Annotated in this window: 17 protein-coding genes; 10 read left to right on the top strand and 7 right to left on the bottom strand. The window is 72.6% G+C overall.

What is annotated here, in order from left to right:
• Positions 1–64: 64 nt before the first annotated feature.
• On the bottom strand, positions 65–2,803 hold the full coding sequence (locus HHX30_RS29215) for an AAA family ATPase (RefSeq protein WP_169985640.1): 2,739 nt from the start codon (positions 2,801–2,803) through the stop codon (positions 65–67).
• A 136-nt stretch (positions 2,804–2,939) separates the two neighbouring features.
• Between HHX30_RS29215 and HHX30_RS29220 the strand changes: the two genes are divergently transcribed.
• Complete coding sequence (locus HHX30_RS29220) at positions 2,940–3,668, top strand: ABC transporter ATP-binding protein (RefSeq protein ID WP_169985642.1); 729 nt, start codon at positions 2,940–2,942, stop codon at positions 3,666–3,668.
• A complete protein-coding gene (locus tag HHX30_RS29225) occupies positions 3,662–6,121 on the top strand; it encodes an FtsX-like permease family protein (protein WP_169985644.1) in 2,460 nt (819 codons plus the stop codon). Before HHX30_RS29220 ends, HHX30_RS29225 begins: the two co-directional genes overlap by 7 nt.
• 23 nt (positions 6,122–6,144) lie before the next feature.
• On the opposite strand, the gene HHX30_RS29230 is transcribed toward HHX30_RS29225, so the two are convergent.
• On the bottom strand, positions 6,145–6,960 hold the full coding sequence (locus tag HHX30_RS29230) for a putative RNA methyltransferase (protein WP_169985744.1): 816 nt from the start codon (positions 6,958–6,960) through the stop codon (positions 6,145–6,147).
• A 118-nt stretch (positions 6,961–7,078) separates the two neighbouring features.
• On the opposite strand from HHX30_RS29230, the gene HHX30_RS29235 reads away from it, so the two are divergent.
• The 5 genes from HHX30_RS29235 to HHX30_RS29255 all read left to right on the top strand — a co-directional run bounded on the left by HHX30_RS29235 (position 7,079) and on the right by HHX30_RS29255 (position 10,136).
• Positions 7,079–7,225: a hypothetical protein gene (locus HHX30_RS29235; protein WP_169985646.1), complete on the top strand. Its 147-nt coding sequence runs from the start codon at positions 7,079–7,081 to the stop codon at positions 7,223–7,225.
• 205 nt (positions 7,226–7,430) lie between these two features.
• Positions 7,431–8,615: an FG-GAP and VCBS repeat-containing protein gene (locus tag HHX30_RS29240; RefSeq protein WP_169985648.1), complete on the top strand. Its 1,185-nt coding sequence runs from the start codon at positions 7,431–7,433 to the stop codon at positions 8,613–8,615.
• 23 nt (positions 8,616–8,638) lie between these two features.
• Complete coding sequence (locus HHX30_RS29245; protein WP_169985650.1) at positions 8,639–9,367, top strand: MBL fold metallo-hydrolase; 729 nt, start codon at positions 8,639–8,641, stop codon at positions 9,365–9,367.
• A 5-nt stretch (positions 9,368–9,372) separates the two neighbouring features.
• Positions 9,373–9,537, top strand: a complete 165-nt coding sequence (locus HHX30_RS29250) for a DUF1778 domain-containing protein (RefSeq protein WP_311922903.1) — start codon at positions 9,373–9,375, stop codon at positions 9,535–9,537.
• Complete coding sequence (locus HHX30_RS29255; RefSeq protein ID WP_169985651.1) at positions 9,534–10,136, top strand: GNAT family N-acetyltransferase; 603 nt, start codon at positions 9,534–9,536, stop codon at positions 10,134–10,136. Before HHX30_RS29250 ends, HHX30_RS29255 begins: the two co-directional genes overlap by 4 nt.
• 16 nt (positions 10,137–10,152) lie before the next feature.
• Here HHX30_RS29255 and HHX30_RS29260 read toward each other — a convergent pair whose 3' ends face one another.
• The 4 genes from HHX30_RS29260 to HHX30_RS29275 all read right to left on the bottom strand — a co-directional run bounded on the left by HHX30_RS29260 (position 10,153) and on the right by HHX30_RS29275 (position 17,578).
• Entirely contained in the window at positions 10,153–11,391 is a 1,239-nt protein-coding gene (locus HHX30_RS29260) for an MFS transporter (protein ID WP_311922904.1), read from the bottom strand.
• 89 nt (positions 11,392–11,480) lie between these two features.
• Positions 11,481–14,699: an FxSxx-COOH system tetratricopeptide repeat protein gene (fxsT, locus tag HHX30_RS43460; RefSeq protein ID WP_169985653.1), complete on the bottom strand. Its 3,219-nt coding sequence runs from the start codon at positions 14,697–14,699 to the stop codon at positions 11,481–11,483.
• A gap of 14 nt (positions 14,700–14,713) precedes the next feature.
• Positions 14,714–15,187 (bottom strand): toll/interleukin-1 receptor domain-containing protein, encoded by a 474-nt coding sequence (locus HHX30_RS29270; RefSeq protein ID WP_169985655.1) that lies wholly within the window; start codon positions 15,185–15,187, stop codon positions 14,714–14,716.
• A gap of 147 nt (positions 15,188–15,334) precedes the next feature.
• Positions 15,335–17,578 (bottom strand): MMPL family transporter, encoded by a 2,244-nt coding sequence (locus HHX30_RS29275; RefSeq protein ID WP_169985657.1) that lies wholly within the window; start codon positions 17,576–17,578, stop codon positions 15,335–15,337.
• A gap of 160 nt (positions 17,579–17,738) precedes the next feature.
• Between HHX30_RS29275 and HHX30_RS29280 the strand changes: the two genes are divergently transcribed.
• The 3 genes from HHX30_RS29280 to HHX30_RS29290 all read left to right on the top strand — a co-directional run bounded on the left by HHX30_RS29280 (position 17,739) and on the right by HHX30_RS29290 (position 21,020).
• Complete coding sequence (locus HHX30_RS29280; protein WP_169985659.1) at positions 17,739–18,212, top strand: NUDIX hydrolase; 474 nt, start codon at positions 17,739–17,741, stop codon at positions 18,210–18,212.
• A gap of 73 nt (positions 18,213–18,285) precedes the next feature.
• The gene (locus tag HHX30_RS29285; RefSeq protein ID WP_169985661.1) at positions 18,286–18,510 is read left to right on the top strand and encodes a hypothetical protein; all 225 of its coding nucleotides are present in this window, start codon (positions 18,286–18,288) and stop codon (positions 18,508–18,510) included.
• Positions 18,511–18,617: 107 nt separating this feature from the next.
• A complete protein-coding gene (locus HHX30_RS29290) occupies positions 18,618–21,020 on the top strand; it encodes a LuxR C-terminal-related transcriptional regulator (RefSeq protein ID WP_249350564.1) in 2,403 nt (800 codons plus the stop codon).
• Here the strand turns inward: HHX30_RS29290 and HHX30_RS29295 are convergent.
• Complete coding sequence (locus HHX30_RS29295) at positions 20,983–21,531, bottom strand: ATP-binding protein (protein WP_169985665.1); 549 nt, start codon at positions 21,529–21,531, stop codon at positions 20,983–20,985. The two genes, HHX30_RS29290 and HHX30_RS29295, sit on opposite strands and share 38 nt — an antisense overlap.
• Between the last annotated feature and the right edge of the window lie 9 nt (positions 21,532–21,540).

The raw sequence follows: 21,540 nt of genomic DNA on the forward strand, positions 1-21,540 counted from the left end.
CGCGAGAGATGCAAATGACCGACAAATAGGTGATGTCGGGACACAAGTTGGCGCGGGCGGCGGGTCAGGACAGGTCCAGACCGGCGAGCTGGGCGCGGCTGGCCACGTTCAGCTTCGGAAACGCCCGGTAGAGGTGATAGCTGACGGTCTTCGGGCTGAGGAACAGCCGCGCGCCGATCTCCCGGTTGGTCAGGCCCTTGGCGGCCAGCCGTACGATCTGCAGCTCCTGCGGCGACAGGGCGGACAGCGCCTCCCCGCGCGCGGCCGGGGAGCCGGTGTCTCCGGTGGCGCGCAGTTCGGTGCTCGCGCGTTCGGCCCACGGACGGGCGCCCAGCCGCTCGAAGGTCTCCCACGCGGCCCGCAGATGCGGCCGGGCACTGCCCTTGTCGCGCTCCCTGCGCAGGCGCTCCCCGAAGGCGAGCCTGGTGCGGGCCGCCTCCCAGGGGCGGCCGCTGCCGGCGTGCAGCCGTAGGGCGGTGCGGAAGTGCTCGTGCGCCCGTTCCCCGTCGGGCTCGACCAGGGCGCGGCAACGGTGCAGGACGGCCAGCGCCCAGTCCTGCCCCGAGGCCGTCGCCCACTCCTCGAACCGGCACAGGGGCTCGTGCGCGGGCAGCCCGAGCCGTACGGCCGCCTCGATCTGGTCGGGAGCGAAGTAGACGGCCTGGATCTGATGGCGCACCGGGCCGGTCATGGCGGCGTCGAGCCGGTCCAGCGCCTCGGCGAACCGGCCCCGGCCGAGGTCGAGCAGGGCCGGCGCCCACTCGGCCCAGGCGAGGCCGTTGACGATGTGGTTGGCGTCGAAGCGGTCGCGGCAGCGGGCGGCGAGCTCGGCGCATCGGTCCGCCTCACCCCGTACGGCCGCGAGCCACGCCAGCGTGCCCTCCAGGTAGCCCGCCCGGTTGCGCTGCCCGGTGTCGGAGATGAGCCGCAGGCCCTCGGCCGCGGTGGCCTCGGCGTCCCTGAACCTGCCCAGGTACAGCTCGGCGGCGGCGAGCGTGACGTGGACCAGCGGGAGCTTGCCGACGTCTCCGGCGGCCCGGCACTCCTCCGCCATCGCGGCCGAGATGTCGTGCCCGGTCCGGAAGTCGCCGACGAGCGGGGCCACGAAGGCCGCGTTGATCCGGAACGTGTGCGCCCCGGAGGTGATCCGGCCGCCGCTGGCGACCATGTCGCGCATGATGGGCACCCCCTGCGCCGGCCCCTGCCGCAGCAGCACGGCCGCGCCGGTCACGGCCTGGACGGCGGGGTCGAGGCCGTCCTCCGGGCGCAGGCCGAGCCCGTGCAGGCGTGCGGCCGCCTCGGCGACCCTGTCCGGATCGCTGAGCTGCCAGGCGTTGCGCGCGGCGTCGGTCAGCATGAGCCCGGCCGCGATCCGGTCCTGACGCGCCTGCCCGCCGGGGCCCTCCTCGTCCGTCCCGGCGAGCGCGGCCAGTTCCTCCGCGCCCTGCATGAGCAGGTCGTGGGCCAGGTAGGGGGCGCCTTCGTCGAACGCGATCCGGGCGCGCAGCTCACAGAGCCGGGCGCGGGAACGGGGGTCGGTGACCAGCTCGGCGGCGCGCTCGACCAGGTGCTTGGCCCGGCCGGCCTGGCCCGCGTCGGCGGCGGCGACGGCGGCCGCGGTCAGCCGCCCCGCCTTGAGCGCGCGGTCCTCGGTGAGCTCGGCGGCCCGTTCGAGTGCGGCGCAGGCAGCCGCGTTGCCGTCGCGGTCCCGGGCGCGCCGCGCGGCCTGCTCCAGCGCCAGTGCCGCCGTCTCGTCGGGGCCGGTGGCGGCGGCGGCCAGGTGCCAGGCCCGCCGGTCCGGCTGGTGCTCAAGCAGCCGCGCCAGGACCGCGTGGACCTCCAGCCGCAGGTCGTAGGTGCCGTGCCGGAAGGCCGCCGCGCGCATGAGCGGGTGGGTGAAGGCCACCCGCCCGCCGTCGATCCTGATCAGGCCGGACTTCTCGGCCACGCCCAGGGCGGCGGGCGCGATCCCCAGCTCACGCCCCGCCCGTACGATCACATCCAGGTCGCCGCCGTCGGTCAGCGCGGTGAGCAGCAGCGCCCGCTGGGCGTCCGGGGGCAGTCCGGCGATGCGGATCGCGTACGCCTGCTGGATGCGGTCGGGCAGCGGCAGCGGGCTCCGGTCGTAGGCGGGCGGGGCCGTACGCGGGAGTTCGAGCAGGGCGAGCGGATTGCCGCAGCTCTCCTCGATGAGACGGTCGCGGGTGCCGGGAGCGAGGCCGGGGGCCGCGTGGTCGAGCAGCGCGGCGGCGCTGCCGGCGTCGATGCCCGGCAACCGGTGCTCGGGCAGGCCGGAGGGGTCGAAGCCGTCACGCGCGGCGAAGATCATGACGATGCCCTCGGCGTGCAGCCGGTGGGCCGCGAACCGCAGCGCCTGCGCCGACTCCTGGTCGAGCCACTGCGCGTCGTCCACCAGGCACAGCAGCGGCCCGCCCTCGGCCAGCTCCGCCAGCAGCGACAGCACGGCCAGGCCCGCCAGGAGCCGGTTGGTCACCGGGGCCAGGCCGAAGGCGCCGCGCAGGGCGGCGGCCTGCGGTGCGGGCAGCGCGTCGAGCCGGTCGAGCCCGTGCCCGAGCAGCAGGTGGAGCGAGGCGAACGGGATCTCCGCCTCGGTCTCGACGCCGACGCCGCGCAGCACGCGCATGTCGCGCGTGTCCCGGGCCCGGTCGGCGGCGTACCCCAGCAGCGACGTCTTGCCGATGCCCGGCTCGCCCCGGACCACGAGCACGCCGGACCGTCCGGCACGCGCCCGGTCGAGCAGACCGTCGATCACCGCTTGATCGGTCGCACGCCCCCACAGCACGCCGGAATCCTAGTGGCCCTGATCATCACGCCCGGCCCGACGGCCCGAGGGCCGGTGCGGCCGGTGGCCCTTCCGGTGACGGCACCGGTCATGTGTCCGATACCCCCCGGACGTCGGCGTTCCTAGCGTTCTCAGGGTGGACAACACCCAAGCGGTCGATCTCATCGGGGTCACCAAACACTACGCACACGGCGTCACGGCGCTGGACGACGTCACGATCGGGTTCGGCGCCGGCACGTTCACGGCCGTGATGGGGCCCTCGGGGTCGGGCAAGTCGACGCTGCTGCAGTGCGCGGCCGGGCTGGACCGGCCCAACGCGGGCCGGGTGGTCGTGGACGGCCGCGACCTGGCCGCACTAGGCGACCGGAAGCTGACGCTGCTGCGCAGAGACCGGATCGGCTTCGTGTTCCAATCGTTCAACCTGCTGCCCTCGCTCACCGCGGAGCAGAATGTGGGCCTGCCGCTGCGGCTGGCCGGGCGGCGCCCCGACCGGGAGCTGGTGGGGCAGAGCCTGACCGCCGTGGGCCTGGCCGAGCGCGCCGGGCACCGGCCCGCCGAGCTGTCGGGCGGGCAGCAGCAGCGGGTGGCCATCGCGCGGGCGCTGGTCACCCGCCCCGCCGTGCTCTTCGCCGACGAGCCGACCGGCGCCCTCGACGCCAACACCAGCCGCGACGTGCTGCGCCTGCTGCGCACGCTGGTGGACCGGCAGGCCCAGACCATCGTCATGGTCACCCACGACGCCGTGGCGGCCTCGTACGCCGACCGGGTCGTGTTCCTGGCCGACGGCCGTGTGTACGGCGAGCTGCACGAGCCCACCGCCGAGCTGGTCGCCACCCGGATGCTGCAGCTGGAGGCGTCGTGCTGAGGATCGCCTGGTCCACGCTGCGTACGCGCTGGGTCTCCTTCGCGGGCACGTTCGCCGCGCTGGCGCTGGGCGCCGCGCTGATCGCCGCGCTCGGTCAGGTGCTGGCCTCCGGGATCACCTCACCGCCGCGGGGGCCGCAGCGGTACGCCGCCGCACCCGTCGTGGTAGTGCCCGACGACCGCCTCACCGTGGACACCTGGCGGGGCGGCAGCAGCGCGCCCCTGGCCGAGCCGCGCGGCCTCGCGGACGACATCGTCGCCCGTTTCCCCGGCGCGGTGGTGGACCGGGTCTTCCCGGCGCGGCTCTCGGACGGGCCGCCGGCGGTGGGCAGGCCCTGGTCGGCCGCCCGTACGGCCCCGCAGCCGCTCGTCGCGGGCCGCGCACCGTCGGGGGACGGCGAGATCGCGATCAGCGCGGGGACGCGGCCCGGGCGGCGGGGGTCCGCCGCGGCGCGGGCGCTGGTCGGGACGCGGGTGCCCGTGGTCACCGCGACCGGGATCGAGACGCACCGGGTCGTGGGCGTCACGGAGGCGGGGCCGCAACCCACGGTGTTCTTCGCCGACGCGCACGCCGCCCGGCTGTCGCCGCGCGTGGACGCGCTCGCGCTGTGGCGGCCCGCCGCCGAGGTGACGAAGGCGGTCGCGGGGGCGGCGCGGGTGCTGAGCGGGCAGGATCGGGCGCTGGCCGATCCGTTCCGTGAGGCCGACGAGCGGGCGCGCAACAACGCCAACACGATCGCCGGCATCGCCGCCGGGTTCGCCGCCTTCATCGCGATCTTCGTGGTCTCGTCCACGTTCGCGTTCGCGGTGGGGCAGCGGCGGCGCGAGTTCGCCCTGCTGCGGACCATCGGCGCGACCGCGCGCCAGGTCAGACGGATGATGTACGGCGAGGCCGCCCTCGTCGCGGTGGCCGCCTCCGCGGTGGGCGCGTTCCTCGGCCCGCAGGCCACCGGGCCGATCCTCGACCGGCTGACCGAGCTCGGGATGGCGCCGGAATGGCTGGTGCCGTCCGAGTCGTCCGTACCGGCCTGGGCGGCCTTCGGCACCGGAGTGCTGGTCGCGCTGACCGGGGTGGCCGCGGCCGCGCGGCGGGCCGGGCGGGTGCGGCCCGCCGAGGCGCTGCGCGAGGCGGCGGTGGAACCCCGTGCGATGACCTGGGGCAGGTGGATCGCCGGGCTGGGCCTGCTGGGCACGGCACTGGTCGGCATGGCGGTGAACGCGGTCGGCGACCCGGCGTCGGCCACGAACAACAAGACCTTCATGCCGATCGTCATGCTGCTCATCGCCGCGCTGGGCCTGCTCGCGCCGGTCTTCGCGCGGCCCGTCACCCGCCTGCTCGTGGCGCCGCTTGAGCGGCTGCGCGGCGCCGGCGGCGTCGTGGTCGCGGGAGGGACGGCGGCCTCGCCCGGGCGCACCGCCGCCACGGCCGCGCCCGTCCTGGTCACCGTGGCGCTGGCGGCCTCGCTGCTGGGCGGGGCCGCGATGACCGACGCCGCCAAGGCCGCACTGCAGACCCGGCCGGTACGCGCCGACTACCTGGTGCTCCCCGAGGGCGACTCCGGATTGGACCGGCAGCTCGTCCAGCGGCTGCGGGCCGTTCCCGGCGTGATCGTCGCCACCGAGACCGAGACCAGCGTGTACACACTCGAAGGCGACACCCAGCTCATCCGCAGGCCCGCTCAGGCCGTCGAACCCGCCACGCTCTCCACGGCGTTGTCGGTCCCGCTGGTCGCCGGATCGGCGGCCGGACTCCGCGACGACACGATCGTCGTCTCCCGGACCTGGGAGCTGAGCCTGGGGCAACGGGTGCGCATGTGGCGCGCCGACGGCAGCCCGGTCATGCTGACGGTGACCGGTGTGCTCGGGGACGACTCGCCCGCCGACGCCTACGTCACGCCCGCCCACGCCTTCTCCGCGCTGCCCTCCGTCGCGTACGTGACGCCACGTCCCGGAGCCTCGGCCCCGGCCGTACGTGCCGCGCTGGAGGATGCCGTACGCGGCCACAACGCCCGCGCGGTGAGCAGGGCCGAGTGGGCGCGGCAGTCCGGCGACCGGCGAGCCTCGGCCAGCCGGCTCGGCCTGCTGGCCGTGCTGGGGATCATGCTCTGCTACACCGTGATCGCGCTGGTCAAAACGCTGCTGATGGCGGCCTCCGACCGGGCGGCGGAGCGCGGCGGCCTGCGGCTGCTGGGCGCGACGCGGGCACAGGTGCTGCGGTACGTCGTGGCGGAGGCGCTGGCGGTGGTGGCCGTCGGCGTGGTGCTGGGGTTCGCGGCCACGGCACTCGGCCTGCTGGGGCTGGAGGCGGCCCTGCTGCGCCTGGCCGGTCCGTTCGCCTTCGCTGTGCCCTGGCAGCCGGTCGTCGCGGTGATCGCGATCTGCTTCCTACTCGGGGCGGTCGCCGCGGTCGCCCCCGCGATCCGCACCAGGGGTGTGGCCGTCCCGCGGTCGTGACCCGCGCGCGCTCTGGGGCGTGGTCAGGCGGGCAGGGCCCAGCGGGTGATGTGGAAGGACGCGGTCACCGGCACCGGGTCGGGCAACGCACCGATCTTCGCGGCCAGTTCCTCCGGGCGCGTGTGCCAGGCGCTCGGGCCCATGCCGACCACCGCCTCGACCTCGTCGTGGCGCAGCGAGAGCGCGATCTCCTCGGTCTCCTCCCCGGCGCGGGCGAACCGGCCGCCCAGGGTGTCCTCCAGGCGGCGGTCCTTGTCCTCGTCCACGCTCAGCAGGCCGAGCCGTTCGACGAGTGGGCTCAGGTGGCCGGGGCCGGGCGTGACGACGACCAGGGAACCGCCCGGCCGCAGCACCCGGGCGAACTCCTCCGCGTTGCGCGGCGCGAAGACGTTGAGCAGCACGTCCACGCGGTGGTCGGCGACGGGGATCGGCCGCCACACGTCCGCGACCACGGCACCGATGCGGGGATGCGCACGGGCGGCCCGCTTCAGCGCGTGCTTGGACACGTCGAGCGCGATGCCCACCGCGGCGTCGCCGAGCGCCGCGGCCAGGTAGTAGCCGGTGCCCGCGCCGGCGTCGGCGACCACGGCGGCGCCCTCGCACAGCCGGGCGAGGCGGCCGGCCAGCGGGGCGTAGTGGCCCGCCTCCAGGAAGCCCGCCCGTGCGGCCACCATGGCGGGCGTGTCGGCCGTGCCGGCCGGGCGGGTGAGCATGTTCACGTATCCCTGCCGCGCCACGTCGAAGGAGTGGCCGCGCGCGCATCTGACCGACCCGTCGGCCAGATGGATCGCCGTCCCGCAGGCCGGGCAGACGAGATGGTCGATGACGTCGGCGAGCACCCGTCCATCATCCACCCCGACCGGGAGTGCGAACCGGCGACAAGTCGGCTGCAGGAGTACGGCAAGCCGCCGGAGCTTCCATGGACACGCAAGGAACTTTTCGAAGGGGGAGACCGAGATGACCCGCACCCGCCGCCGCTGCCCGCGCTGCCGTACCGAGCTCGACGAGGGCCCGATCCTCTACCGCTGCGCCCACTGCGAGCGCGCCGTCTACGCCGCCGACCTCGACGTCGACTATGCCCCCGTCCCGGCCGCCGCCCGCTGAACCACGAGGGCGGGCCGGGCGTCCAACAGCCATGAGGTGTCCCGGTCGTACCGCCTCACGGGCGGGGGTCGCGCTGGCCGTCGCGCTCGTTCTCGCTGCGTGCGGCGCTGCCGGCGAGGTACCTCCGCCGCCCCGCGTCGGCGGGGCCGGCGCATCCGACTCCGCCCCGACCGGCGCCGGGCCGGCCTCCGCCCGGATGGCGCCGGTGACGGCCGACGCGGAAGGCGTGCCGTACGGCGCGGGGAGCGCGCTGCCGGACGACGTCAACGGGGACGGCTATGTGGATGCGGTGGTCACGATGGAGACGTCGCCGCAGGTCCCCATCCTCGCCGTCCTGTACGGCTCGCGCGGCGGTCTCGACGCGGGGCGGCGGACGGTGGTGCGGTTCGGCGGGCAGGAGCTGTTCGACTTCGCGGGACCGCGTCTCCGACGGCCGGACACCGCCGACCTCGACGGCGACGGATACGCCGACATCCCGGTCATACTCCGAACAGGGCTGCGGATCGTCTGGGGCGGCCCGGCCGGCCCGGCGGGCGAACTGTCCCCCGTGGTGCCGGTGCCCGACGTGAGAAGGATCAAATCGGACTGGCCCGCCATCGGGGACTTCGACGGCGACGGGCACGCCGACCTGGCGCTCGCCGCACCGCACTTGGAAGTCTCCGACATCGGCGGCTACGCGGTGCTCTACGGGCCGTTCGGCAGGAGCGGGCGGCCGAGCCGCACGTACTTCTCCGGCCCGGGACCGGCGAACGGTCCCGGGCGGCGCGTCGCCTGGATCGTCCCGGACGGGATCAGGCCGGGCAGACGGACCGGGCTGGTCCTCCACGCGGCCGACGACGGCGAGCAGACCGGCGCGACATATCTGACGCGGGTCCCCTCGGGGCGAGGTCACCCGCTCGGCCCCGGGAACGCCGTCGCCGTCGGTGACTTCGACGGGGACGGGCGCCGCGACGTCGCGGTCGGCGACGACGGAAGCCGCAACGACGAACCGGGCGCGGAGACGACCGGCGCGACGTCCGCGGTCACGGTCTACCACGGGCGGGCGCCGCAGGCCCCGGTCGCGATCGGCGTTCCCGGCATCCACGGCAAGCTGGTCGCCGGGGACGTCGACGGGGACGGCCGGGACGACCTTCTGCTCCAGGGCGGCGGCCGGGTCGAACTGCTCGAGAACGGCCTGACCGCCCGGCGTGGGCTCGGCCCGTTCTCGTGCCACGAGGTCAAGGGGGGCTGGCCGGGAGCGTTGCGCGCCGGCGACTACGACCGGGACGGGCGGGACGAGGTGCTCGTCACCTGCTGGACGACCGGCTTCGGCCCCGATCCGCACCGCCTGTGGGTGTGGGAGCAGGGCGGCCGGGTGACCTTCGTGGACACCACGGGCTTCGCCGGCTGATTAGGTTCTTCTATGGTGGGGCGATGCCGCATGAGCCGAGAATCGTGTCCGGTGTCGAGATCGTCCCGCTCTGCGATGCCGTCGGCCCGATGAAGGAACCGGTCCGCAAGCCGCTGCCCGAGATGTTTCCCGGCGCCACGTTCGCACCTGGCGAGGAGTGGGTGCTGCACTTCCACTGCTACCTGCTGCGCGTGGCGGGCCGTACGGTCCTGGTGGACACCGGGATCGGCGGCGCGCACTCGCTCGCCACCTGGGCGCCGCTGCCCGGACGGATCGGCGCGGAACTGGCCGCCGCCGGGGCCGCCCCGGGCGACGTGGATGTGGTCGTGCTGACCCATCTGCACAGCGACCACGCGGGCGGCGCGGTCGTGGACGGCGTTCCCGCCTTCCCCGGCGCCCGCTACGTGCTACAGCGGTCGGAGGTCGAGTGGGCCTCCGCCCCGGTGCGCGAGCTGATCCTCGATCCCCTGCGAGACAGGCTCCACGTCGTGGACGGCGACGCCGAACCCGTGCCGGGGGTCCGGGTGCTGCACGCGCCGGGCCACACGCCTGGCCACCAGTGCGTCGAGGTGGGGGATGTGGTCATGAGCGGCGACGCCGTGCTCCACCCCGTCCAGCTCGCCGATCCCGCGATCCCCTACGTGTACGACGAGGACCCCGGCCTCGCTGTGCGGACGCGTGAGGACATCCTCGCCCGGGCCGGCGTCCTCGCCCCTTCCCACTTCCCCGACCCCTTCATAAACCTCAAGTAATCGGTGTGGCGACTGCAGCGGCCCGCGAGTTGCTGGCGGATCGCACGGTGTTCCACCTCGACGAAGAGCAGTGGCAGGCCTTCGACGCGGCCCTGTCCCGGGAGGCTCGGGACGTGCCGGGGCTCGCCGAACTTATGAGAACCTCAACGGTTCTGGACGAAGGCCCGTGAAGCTGTCTCCGGTTGCTCCCGTCACGAGGGGCGACGATCTTGACGGTTTCGATCGCGGTTCTCCCGCCCAGAGCGAGTGGCTGGCGCGTCATGCGCTGCAGGCGCACGCGAGCGGGGGATGTCGCGTCTACGTCGTCTGCGACATGGGGTCCGGCAAGGTGGTGGGCTACTACGCGCTCGCGGCCGGGAGCGTCACTCCGGGCGAGGCTCCCGCACGGCTGCTCAAGGGGGCCGGTCGTCACGCACAACCCGTGGTCATCCTGGCCCGGCTGGGCGTTGACAGAGCCGCACAGGGCATCGGGCTGGGACGGGCTCTCGTCGTGGACGCCTTCCGGAGGGTGGCTCGGGTGGCCGACCAGATCGGCGTCCGGGCCATGCTCATCCATTGCGAGAGCGAGGCGGCGCGGGCCTTCTATCTGCGGCTCGCCGCGTTCGAGCAGAGCCCGAGCGACCCGCTGCACCTCCTGCTGCTGATGAAGGACCTGCGACGGGCACTCCCTGGCGGTGCGTGGGATGACGTGATCGGTACGATCCCCGGCTTCACGGAAGCGGTTGACGTGCAGAGCAGCCGCGACAGCCGGCAGTCGAACACCTTCTGAGGTAGGCGGGCTCCGCTCAGGCGGGAGCCGGAGCCGGGGCAGGGGTGGGGTGAACCGCGGCGCGGCGGCGGGCGCGGGTTCTGTATCGGACGACCTGTACGGCCCCGAGCAGCCAGATCGGATACTGCACGGCGAACGCCCAGCGGAAGTCGCCCTGCAGGTCCATGACGACCCCGACGAGCGCGATCAGGGACATCGAGGCGGCGAAGCCGCCGCCGTTGACGATGCCGGTGGCGACGCCGATGCGCTCGGCCGGGTTGAACGTGCGGGCGTAGTCGAAGCCGATGACCGAGCCCGGCCCGTTCGTCGCGAGGGCCAGCATGAGCAGCCCGAGCGTCCACAGCGGGGCATGGCCACCGGGCCACAGCAGGACGAGCGTCCACGCGCCGGCCGTGACGCCGATGACCGTGAGCACCATCCAGGAGCGGCGCAGCGGGAAACGCCCGGCCAGATAGCCGAGCAGCGGCCCGCACGCCATCGCGAGCAGCGTCAGCGCGGTCATCAGCACCCCGGCCGTACGCGGGGACAGGCCCTGCCCCTGCACGAGGAAGGGATAGCCCCACAGGATCGTGAAGGCCGCGGACGAGCACTGGGTGGCGGCGTGGGTCCACATCCCGAGGCGGGTGCCGGGCTCGGCCCACGCGGCCCGCACTCCGGACGCCGCCGGTAGGCGCTCGGGCCTGCGGTCGCGGAGCCCGGCGGCGACGACGGCCAGCGCCACCACTCCCAGGCCCGCCGCCCACAGGAAGGTCGGCGTCCAGCCGTACGCGTGCAGGGAGCTGATCAGCGGCACGGCCGACACGACCGCGCCGAACTGGCCGATGAGGCCGGTGAGCTGCACGATCAGCGGGTTGCGCCGGGGCGGGAACCAGACGTTGACCACCCGGATCACGCTGATGAACGTCATCGCGTCACCGCAGCCGACCAGCATTCTCCCGGCGGCGGCCGACGCCAGGCCGGTGGAGACGGCGAACAGGAACTGGCCGAGGGCCATGACCGCCGCGCCGATGAGCAGCATGCGCTTGGACCCCAGGCGGTCGACAAGGACGCCGACGGGGATCTGCATGGCCGCGTAGACGAGCAGTTGCAGCATCGCGAGCGTGGACAGCGCCGCCGATCCGACCCCGAACCTCGTCGCCGCGTCGATCCCCGTCACGCCGAGCGACTGCCGGTGGAAGACCGCGACCATGTACGCGAGCACACCGGCGGTCCAGTAGATCAGAGGTTTGCGGCTGTTCTCGCCCTTCTGCACCACGTGCACACATTTTACCGTTATGTACTTCTTGCCCCTTAGGTGCCCCTATCCCGGGGAACGGCATGTGGCAGATGGCGCTGACCGGGCGGCTACCTCTTGCGCTTGGACGGGCGGCGTCCGGCCGACTTGCCGCCGCCGAAGAACGCCTTCACACGCTCTCTGATGCTCTTCTGCTCCCCGGTGAGCCGGTTCGACGGCTCCTTGGCGAGCCAGGACAGGTTCTCGATGGCGATCGCCTTCCTCCTGGCCGCCTCGTGCCGTGCGTTGTGCAGGGACACCAGCCTCCAGGCGAGCCAAGTAGTGATCGTGTGCTTCTTGCCGAACGTCCGTTCGCTGGTGGCAAGGGCCGTCACGAGTAGAGAGCGCGCTTGCGGTTTCTCGCCTTGCTCCCAAAGAGTGGCGGCGAGGTTGGCCATCGCCCTGAGCGTGTCGGGATGGTGGTCGCCGAGGAGTCGGCGGCGGGCGTCGAGGACCTGTTCTTCGAGGGCGCGTGCTTGATGGAGTTCACCTTGGGCGCGAAGGGTGGCGGCGAGGTTGGCCATGGCTGTGAGGGTCTGGGGGTGGTGGTCGCCGAGGAGTTGTCGGCAGGCGTCGAGGACCTGTTCGTTGAGGGTGTGGGCCTGCTCGAGATGCCCTTGATTGCGAAGGGTGTTGGCGAGGTTGGCCATTGCGGTGAGCGTTTCAGGGTGGTGGTCGCCGAGGAGTTGTCGGCAGGCGCCGAGGACCTGTTCGTTGAGGGCCCGTGCTTGGTCGAGTTCGCCTTGGGCGTAGAGGGTGGCGGCGAGGTTGGCCATGGCTGTGAGGGTCTGGGGGTGGTGGTCGCCGAGGAGTTGTCGGCAGGCGCCGAGGACCTGTTCGTTGAGGGCCCGTGCTTGGTTGAGCTCGCCTTCGGCGTAGAGGGTGGCGGCGAGGTTGGCCATGGCTGTGAGGGTCTGGGGGTGGTGGTCGCCGAGGAGTTGTCGGCGGGCGTCGAGGACCTGTTCTTCGAGGGCGCGTGCTTGGTCGAGTTCGCCTTGGGCGCGGAGGGTGCTGGCGAGGCTGGCTATGGCTGTGAGGGTGTGGGGGTGGTGGTCGCCGAGGAGTTGTCGGCGGGCGTCGAGGACCTGTTCTTCGAGGGCGCGTGCTTGATGGAGTTCGCCTTGGGCGCGGAGGGTGGCGGCGAGGTTGGCCATGGCGTCGAGGGTGTCGGGGTGGTGGTCGCCGACGAGTCGGCGTCGGGCGTCCAGCACCTGCTCCTCCAGGTGGCGAGCCTCTTTGTACTGGCCGGCGTCGGACAGGAGAGTCGCCTGGTAGGCAAGGGCGGTGATGGTCTCGAGGTCCTTCGCACCACGCGTCACAGCGAACTCGTGGACGAGGTGATCCTGCAAGCGCTTGGCCTGCGTCAGGTGGCCTTGGCGATAGAGCGCCTCAACCAGGTCTCGGCCACTCCGGAGAGTGTCGATGTGGTCAGGCCCGAGCGTGCGGACTCGGGCCTCGTAGACCTCCTCCTGGGCCTCCAGGGCCGCCGTGAGCCGGCCTTGAGCAAGCAGGAGCAGACCGTGCGTGTTGCGGCAGCGGAGATACTCTGGCCCATCCGGCAGTCGCCCGGCCACGGCCAGGGCGTCCCCGATCACCGACTCCGAGTGATCCAACCGCCCGCGCTGCAGCAGATATCGGGCGACCCGTTCCAGCAGGCCGGTCGTTTCCACCGGTGCGACGTTGAGCCGCATGGTGTGCTGGGCGGCGGCGACGGCGTGGGCGAGCATGGCCTCGCAGTCGGGCCAGATCTTCGGATCACGGACGTCGTCGGGGAACGCCGCGGCGACGGTGGCGAGCGCGACCCCCGCCCAGCGCGGCTCCTCCTCGCCGAGGTCGGTGCGGGTGACCGCCTGCACCATGCGGTGGAGGGACAGCAGGCCGTCTTCGGTGTCGGCCAGCGAGTATTGACCCATGACTCGCGTCACATCGTGGCGGCGTAAGGGGTCGGCCAGGGCCTCGGCGAGGTCGGCGGGCATGTCCGGCACCGGGGCGAGCCGGGACAGCGGGATGGCCTCGGCCCCGAGGAACGCGGCGAGGCGGAGCAGGGCGACCGCGGCGACGGACTGGGATGCCAGCCGTTCGAAGGACACCCGCCAGGTCGAGGCGATCGTCGCCTCGTTGTCCCCGTCCCGGCCCCGCGTGAACAGTTCCGGCGACTGCCGCTGCAATTGGGCGAGGTAGTCGGCCGCCGACATGCCTTCGGCGATGACGCCGGCCGCCTGGGCCAGCGCGAGAGGCAGGCCGCCCAGGGCCTCCGCCAGCTCTCGCGCCGTGTCCGCGTTGGTGACCTTGCCCTTCCGCTGCAGGTATTCCACAGCGGCCGCGGTCGGCAGGACCTCCAGGTGCCGCGTCTCCGCATGCCGCCAATTGCGCAACTGGGAAGTGATCAGCACGTGGCCCGTGAGCCGGTCCGGGAGAAGCGGGAAAATCTGCTCCGGGTCCTCGGCGTTGTCGAAGATCAGCAACCAGTCGCCCCGGCGGCGCAGCGTCTGGCGGAGCGCCGGGATCGCCTGGTCGTCCTGGTCGAACGGCAGGCCCAGCTCCTTGGCGAGCTCCGCGTAGTCCCCGCGCAGGGTCGTCGGGTCCTCGGCCCGCACCCACCACACCACGTCGTAGGCGTTGCCGTACCGGCAGGCGTATTGGATGGCGAGCTGGGTCTTGCCCAGCCCGCCGAGCCCGGTGATCGCTTGGATGGCGGAGGTCGGGCGGTTCGCGCGGAAGGCGCGGTACAGGTCCTTCAGATCGTCGTCACGCCCGACGAAATGCGGATTCGGACGCTGCCCGCGCAGTTGCCCCGCCTCCGGGGCGGCGGCGGGGAACCGGACTTGTTTCCCGGTGGCCTTCCGCCCGGCGCCGGGAAAGCCGCCGCTCGCCACACGCTCCGCGCGGTCGGCCACTCCGGCCAGCAGGCGCCGCCGGGCCTCGTCCTCGTCCACGTTGCACAGGTCCATGGACACGTACGCCGCCAGCAGCGGCGGCCTCTCACACTCGGCCAGGAGGACGGGGATCAGGGCCCGGTCCTTGCCCTCCACCTCCTGTAGCTGGGCGGCGGCCTGCGCGGCCGCTTGGACGGCCTCGCCGGCGTCCGACAGCAGGCAGAGCGTGTGACGGCTCTTGGCCAGGGCCTCATCGAGCTTCGCGAGCAGGTTGTGCCCGGGCCGGAAGTCCCACGACTTGAGGACCACGCCGTAGCCGGCGCCTTCCAGCTCTTCCGCGATCCACTCCGCCCACGGCACGTCGGCGTCCGCGTGACAGATGAAGAAGTCCGCGGTGTGGTCGTCGTCCCGCACGTGACCTCCGAGACTCACCGGCGTGCGCCGCCCGGGAATCCGGGTGCGCGTGGCGTTCGGCTCACCGAGGGAGAGACCCCGGCCAGGAGACGGTCCCGCGCCTCGGCCTCCTCGACTTCCACCAGGTCGATGTAGACCAGCGGCCCGAGCAACGGGGCGACATCGCATTCGGCCACCCGCACCGGTATGAATCCGCGTTCTTTGCCGAGCAGCGTCTGACGATAGGCCGCGGTCCATTCGGCCTGGGTGAAGATGGAGCTCAGGTAATGGGGAGAGAGCACGCCCAGAACGTGGCGGCAGCCGGACAACGCCTTGTCCATGCCCGCCATGAAGTTGTCCCCGGGCCGGAAGTCCCAGGCCTGGATGGTCGTGGTGTAGCCGGCGTCCTCCAGGGTGCGCGCGATCCAGGTTGCCCAGGCTTCGTCCTTGCCGTTATAGGTGACGAAGAAGTCCTTTTCCCTGTTTTCGGTCGGGCCGTTCTCCGTCATGACGCCTCCGTCGCTGCCCTGTTATCAAGCGCCCCCGTCGCCGGTAATTTACCGGGAATTTCGCGCGAGAACGGTCCACACGAAAGAGCCCGATGAACGGCGATACGCCGGAACGGCAGGATCACCGTTCCGGCGCACAACCGGGTGTCAGACGAGGGCGGGAACCCGTTCCTCGGGGGCCTCCTCGGGCTCGTCGTCGCCGTGCGACAACCGGGGCAGCCAGTCCAGCCAGCGCGGCAGGTACCAGTTCCAGTCGCCGAGCAGCTTCATCGTCGCGGGCAGCAGCACCGCGCGGACGATCGTCGCGTCGATGAGCACGGCGGCCGCCAGGCCGACGCCCAGCTGCATGAACGTCAGCAGCGACAGCGTGGCGAACGTCGCGAACACCGCCACCATGATGAGCGCGGCGCTGGTCACCACGGCCGCGGTGCTCCTGATCCCGAACGACACGGCGTCCTCGGTGCTCATGCCCTTGTCGTACGCCTCCCTGATCCGGCTGAGGATGAAGACGTGGTAGTCCATCGACAGCCCGAAGAGGATCACGAACAGGAACAGCGGCAGCCAGTTGGTGATCGTGCCCGTCGAGTGGAAGCCCAGCAGGCTCTCGCCGTACCCCTTCTGGAAGACGAGCACGAGCACGCCGTACGCCGCGGCGACGGACAGCAGGTTGAGCACGATGGCCTTGACCGCCACGACCACCGAGCGGAACGAGACCAGCAGCAGCACGAACGCCAGCAGCAGCACGAACCCGAACACCAGCGGGATGCGGCTGGTGAGTTGCTCGTTGAAGTCCATCGAGCCGGCCGTGTTGCCGGTGACGTGGGCGCCGGGCAGCGTGGCCGGCACGACCTTCTCCCGCAGGGTGCGGATCGCGTGCTCGGAGACCTCGTCCGCGCCGGTGCCCTTGATGCCGATACTGATTCTCGCGACCGTCTTGTCTGGGTTGACGGCGACGGCGAAGGGCTCGTTGGCCTCACCCGTGGCCAGCGCCTGCCGTTTGAAGTCCTCGATCTTGGCGGTGAAGGCCGGCGTCGTCACGTCGGCCGCCTTGACCACGACCACCGCCGGCTCGTTGCCGCCGGGGAACGCCTTGTCGATCCGCTTGAACGTCTCGGCGATCTGGTAGTCGCCCTGGAGGTCGTCGATGGTCTGGGTGCCGGTCTTCAGGCCGAAGGCCGGGACGGCCAGGGCGGCGAGCAGCCCGCCCGCGAGGACGACGGAGATGAGCGGGTGCCGCAACACCGGCCGCAGGATCGCGCCCCACACGCGGCTCTCGCCGCCGCGCACTCCGAGGATCCGCCGCCAGGTGAGCCGGCCGCCGGTGAGGACGCGCGCCGTGCCGTGGATCAGCCGGGCGTCGATCTTCTCGCCGATCAGCGAGAGCAGGGCGGGCAGCACGGTCAGCGAACCCACGACGGCAGTGAGCACCACGAGGATCGTGCCCTCGGCGAAGCCCATGAAGATGCCGTTGCCGGTGAGGAACATGCCCGCCATGGCCACGATGACGGTGATGCCGGAGATCAGCACGGCGCGTCCCGACGTGGCCGCGGCGATCTCGATGGACCGCTTCTTGTCGCGGCCCTTCGCCCGTTCCTCCCTCTCGCGCATGATGTAGAAGAGGCTGTAGTCGACGCCGACGGCCAGGCCGATCAGCAGCATGACGTTGGTGGTGGCCGAGTCGACGTGCAGAAGATGGCTGGTGAAGGCCAGCAGGCCGGTGGCCGCGAAGATCGCCGTCATCGCCAGCGCGACCGGGACGACCGCCGCCAGGAGCGCGCCGAACGCCGCGAGCAGGATGCCGATCGTGATGGGCAGCGAGAGCTGCTCGGCGCGGACGAAGTCCGCGTCGATCGCCTCGCCGATCAGCTTCTCGGAGCTGGCGGCGCCGGCCTCCTCCACGCGCAGGTCAGGGTGTGCCCCCTGCACCCTGGCCACCGCGTCGAGCACGGGCTGGATCCGCTCCTCCGCCGTGCCGCCGTCGCCCTTCATGTCGAACTGGACCAGCGTCGTCCGCCGGTCCTGCGTCACCGGCGAGGGCTCCTTGTCGTACGGCGTGCGCACGTGCTCGACCTGGCCGGTGGCCTCCACGGCCTTCTTGACGTCCTCGACGGCCCGGCGGAAGGCCGGGTCCGCCACCGTCAGCGTCCCCGTACGCGACTGGACCAGCACCACCTCGCCGGCCACGTCCGGGAACCGCGCGCCGTCGAGGATCTGCCCGGCCTGGCGCGAGTCGCCGTTCGCGGACTCGTAGCCGCGCATTTCGGTGGTGCCCACGGCGTTGCCCCCGACCGTCGCGACGGCGACGAAGGCGACCCAGATGAGCAGCGCCCACCACCGATGGCGTGCGCTCCAGCCGCCGATGGTGGCGGCGATGTTCCTGCGGCGTCCCATGACCTCCCCTTTTACGTCTGCTTCGACGGTAGGAGCCGATCAAGGGCGGCACATCGGACGCGCAGACCAGATCGCGCGTACTGCTCGGGGCGTACACCCCTCATCCCCGCGATCTAGGGGACATCCCCTACTAGGCTCAGGGCATGAGATCGGAGCTGCGATGATTCCCGCGGACGCCTTCTACGCGGGGCTGTTCAAGGTGGCCGCCGCGGCGGCCGGTTTCATCACCGACTCCTCGGACCGGGTCCTGCTCGTCAAGCCGGGTTACCGCGACCACTGGGGCTGGCCGGGCGGCCACGTCGACGAGGGCGAGTCACCCGAGGCGGCCTGTGGCCGGGAGCTGGCCGAGGAGCTGGGCCTCACCCGGCCGGTGGGTCGTCTGCTCGTGGTCCAGTGGGTGCCGCCGCTGGACGACCGGCCGATCCCGCTGGTCCACTTCCTGTTCGACTGCGGGACGTTCCGGGACGGCACGGGCGTGGTCCTGCAGCAGGAGGAGCTGGACGACTACGGGTTCTTCACCGCCGCGCAGGCCGCTTCCCTCATGCCGGCCTATCTGGTGGCCCGGCTCACGGCCGCCCAGCGGGCCCGCGACACCGGCGAAACCGTCTACCTCCCTGCCGCCGTCGCCGAATAGTTTCCCGTCCTCGTGGAATGTGGTGGACGAACGCGCCAACACGAACGCGAGTGACCGAACGGGATGGTGAGGCATGGACGACTCTGAGCTCGGCAAGGAGCTCGAGGAGGTGGACGCCCAGATCGAGCGCCTGCGCAAGGAGGCCGCGCAGATGCGCGAGGAGATCGGGCAGAGCTGGGACGCGCCGACGGACATGGCGGAGAGATCCACACTACTGACCAACGTCGAGCAGCAGGAGGCGCTCATCGACGACCTGCAGGTCAGGCGCGAGCAGATCCTGCGCCGTATGAAGGGCTGAGCTCCACCGGGGCGCTCCGGAAGGTCCGGGGCGCGGTTTGTACGGTGGTATGTGCCACAGCGTCGTGGCGCACCGGACGACGGGGGCGGCGTGGGCTCATGACCGCTATGCGAACGAGGGGTGCCGGAGGGGAACCGGCCGGGCTGCCCGCCGAGGTGACCAGCTTCGTCGGGCGCCGGCACGAGCTGGCCGAGCTCAAACGCCTGCTGGGGACCTCGCACGTGGTCACCGTGGTCGGGGCGGGCGGGGTGGGCAAGACCCGCCTCGCGCTGCGGGCGGCCGAGGATGTCCGCAGGAGCTTTCCCGGCGGGGTACGGCTGGTCGAGCTGGCCGCGCTCGAAGATCCCGCCCTGCTCGTGCAGGCCGTGGGCGAGGCGCTGTCGGTCACCGACTACTCGACCCGGCCGCCGCTGGACGTGCTGGTCGAACGCCTGCGGGACCGGCAGACCCTGATCGTGCTGGACACCTGTGAGCACGTCCTCGCCGAGTGCGCGACGCTCGTGGACACGCTGGTCCGCGCGCTTCCCGGCCTTCGCGTCCTCGCCACGAGCAGGCAGGCGCTCGGTATCGACGGCGAGCAGATCGTCGAGCTGGCGCCGCTGTCGACGCCCGCCCCGAACGGCGACTCCGCGGTGCCGCTCGCCGAGTCGGACGCGGTCCGCCTGTTCGCCGAGCGGGCCGTGGCGGTGGTGCCCGAGTTCGAGGTGACCGAGGAGAACGAGGAGGTGGTGGCCGAGATCTGCCGCCGGCTGGACGGCCTGCCCCTGGCGATCGAGATGGCCGTCGTACGGCTGCGCGCCCTGTCGGTGCGGCAGGTGCTGGAGCGGCTGGACGACCGGTTCCGGCTGCTGACCGGGGGATCGCGGGCCGCACTGCCCCGGCAGCGTACGCTGCGCGCGCTGTTCGAGTGGAGCTACGAGCTGTGCACCGAGCAGGAACGCCTGATGTGGCAGCGTGTCTCGGTCTTCGCCGGGGGCCTGGACCTGGAGGCCGCCGAGCACGTGTGCGCGGGCGACGGCATCGCGCACGAGGACGTGCTCGAACTCGTCGCGGGGCTGGTCGACAAGTCGGTGCTGCTGCGGCGGGAGTCCGAGGGGGTCGTCCGCTACCGCCTGCTCGACACCGTCCAGCGGTTCGGCCGTGAGCTGCTCGCCGCGTCCGGGGACGAGGCGACGCTGCACCGGCGGCACCGCGACTACTACCGGAAGATCACGTCACGGGCCTGGGCCGAGCTGTTCGGCGCCACCCAGCAGGCGTGGGTGGAGCGCCTGCGGCGGGACCACGCCAACCTCCGCAAGGCGCTGGACTGGTCGCTGCGCGAGCCCGGGGAGGCGGAGACGGGCCTCGCGATGACCGCGGAGCTGCTCTACCACTGGAGCGGCTACCACCTGTCGGAGGGGTCCGGCTGGTTCGACCGGAGCCTGGCCACCGCGACCGAACCCGGCGAGGTGCGCGCCCACGCGCTGTGGGCGGGCGCCTGGGTCGCCCTGCTCCGGGACGACCACACCACCGCGCTCGCGCGGCTGAAGGACGCCACGGCGATCGCCGAACGGCTCGGGCTGCGGGTGACGCACGGCTACATCGCGTTCCTGTCCGGCACGGCCGCCGTCTGCGGGGGCGACCTGGAGACCGGCATGCGGCGGTACGAGGAGGCCGCGGCCGCCCATCGCGCCGTCGGCAACCCCATCGGCCTGGCGCTGGCCCTCAACCGGCTCGCCCTGGCCAACGCGTTCCTGAGCCGGCCGGTCGCCCGCGACCTCGCCGAGGAGTGCATGGCCCTGTGCGACCTGTACGGCGAGGGCTGGCACCGGGCGTACGCGTTGCTGGCGCTGGCGATCGACGCCTGGCGCGGGGGCGACACGCGCGCGGCCTGCGAGATGAACAACGAGAGCCTGCGCTACAACACGGCCGTGGGCGACCAGCTCGGGATGGGGATGAACCTGGAGGTCCACGCCTGGTCGGCCGCGGGCGAGCACAGGTACGAGCGGGCGGCCCGGCTGCTCGGCGTCGTACGGACCTCCTGGCGGGCCGCCGGCGCGCGGCTGGGGGAGTTCCGCTACATGAGCGGCTGTCACGACGACTGCGTCGCGGCCGCGTGCGAGGCGCTGGGCGAGCGCGCCTTCCAGGCCGAGACGGCCCGGGGCGCGGCCCTGACGCGGGAAGAGGCCCTGGCCTACGCGCTGCGGGAACGCGCACCCGCCGCCCACGAGCCCGCGCCGTTCGAGGGCCGGATCGCACCGCTGACGCGGCGGGAGACGGAGATCGCGCACCTCGTCGCCGAGGGACTGAGCAACAAGGACATCGCCGGCCGGCTGGTCATCTCCCAGCGCACCGCGGAGGGCCACATCGAGCACATCCTCGACAAGCTCGGGTTCAAGTCCCGCGCCCAGGTGGCCGCCTGGATCAAGGAGCGGCTGAGCGAGCGGCCCGAAGGCCCGGCCGCGGACAGGGCGGACGGCGCGGACGGACCGGTCAACGAAGGGCGTACGCCGGCAACTCGAACCACATGATCTTGCCCCGGCGAGTGCGCTCCGCGCCCCAGCAGCAGGCCAGCGAGTCGAGCAGCAGCAGTCCGCGGCCGTTCTCGTCACCGGCGCAGGGCCGGGCCATCTCGGGGAGCGCGCCGTCGCAGTCCTCCACCTCGCAGCGCAGCAGCCCCTCGACGGCCGACAGCCGCACGACGAGGTCGCCGCAGCAGGTGTGGCACAGCACATTGGTGACCAGCTCGCTCACCAGCAGCTCCGCCGTGTCGGACAGCTTCTCCATGTCCCATGCGCGCAGGCGCTCGCGGGTCAGCCGCCGGGCCCGCCCGACGGAGGTGGGGTGGGCGGGCAGCCGCCAGGACGCCGCCTCGACGTCGGGCTCGTCCACGAGCCGGATCGTGAGTTCGCCCACCCGCTGCCGCAGCGTGTCCCAGCGATGGCGGACCGTGGAGTGCCGGCGGGGCGGGGTGGCGGGCGCGTCGTCGCTCTGCGAGAGCGACCGTGGTTCGTCCCGGACGGGACAGTAGATCAGGCTCATACCTCCTCC

This window comes from Microbispora sp. H10836 (assembly GCF_012999525.1).
Taxonomy (GTDB): Bacteria; Actinomycetota; Actinomycetes; order Streptosporangiales; family Streptosporangiaceae; genus Microbispora.

What these genes read in the sequence shown, in the direction of transcription:
- HHX30_RS29280 (WP_169985659.1), top strand. Translation starts at nt 17,739, where the DNA reads ATGATTCCCGCGGACGCCTTCTACGCGGGGCTGTTCAAGGTGGCCGCC.
- HHX30_RS29285 (WP_169985661.1), top strand. Translation starts at nt 18,286, where the DNA reads ATGGACGACTCTGAGCTCGGCAAGGAGCTCGAGGAGGTGGACGCCCAG.
- HHX30_RS29290 (WP_249350564.1), top strand. Translation starts at nt 18,618, where the DNA reads ATGCGAACGAGGGGTGCCGGAGGGGAACCGGCCGGGCTGCCCGCCGAG.
- HHX30_RS29275 (WP_169985657.1), bottom strand. Translation starts at nt 17,578, where the DNA reads ATGGGACGCCGCAGGAACATCGCCGCCACCATCGGCGGCTGGAGCGCA.
- HHX30_RS29295 (WP_169985665.1), bottom strand. Translation starts at nt 21,531, where the DNA reads ATGAGCCTGATCTACTGTCCCGTCCGGGACGAACCACGGTCGCTCTCG.
- HHX30_RS29245 (WP_169985650.1), top strand. Translation starts at nt 8,639, where the DNA reads ATGCCGCATGAGCCGAGAATCGTGTCCGGTGTCGAGATCGTCCCGCTC.
- HHX30_RS29270 (WP_169985655.1), bottom strand. Translation starts at nt 15,187, where the DNA reads ATGACGGAGAACGGCCCGACCGAAAACAGGGAAAAGGACTTCTTCGTC.
- HHX30_RS29235 (WP_169985646.1), top strand. Translation starts at nt 7,079, where the DNA reads ATGACCCGCACCCGCCGCCGCTGCCCGCGCTGCCGTACCGAGCTCGAC.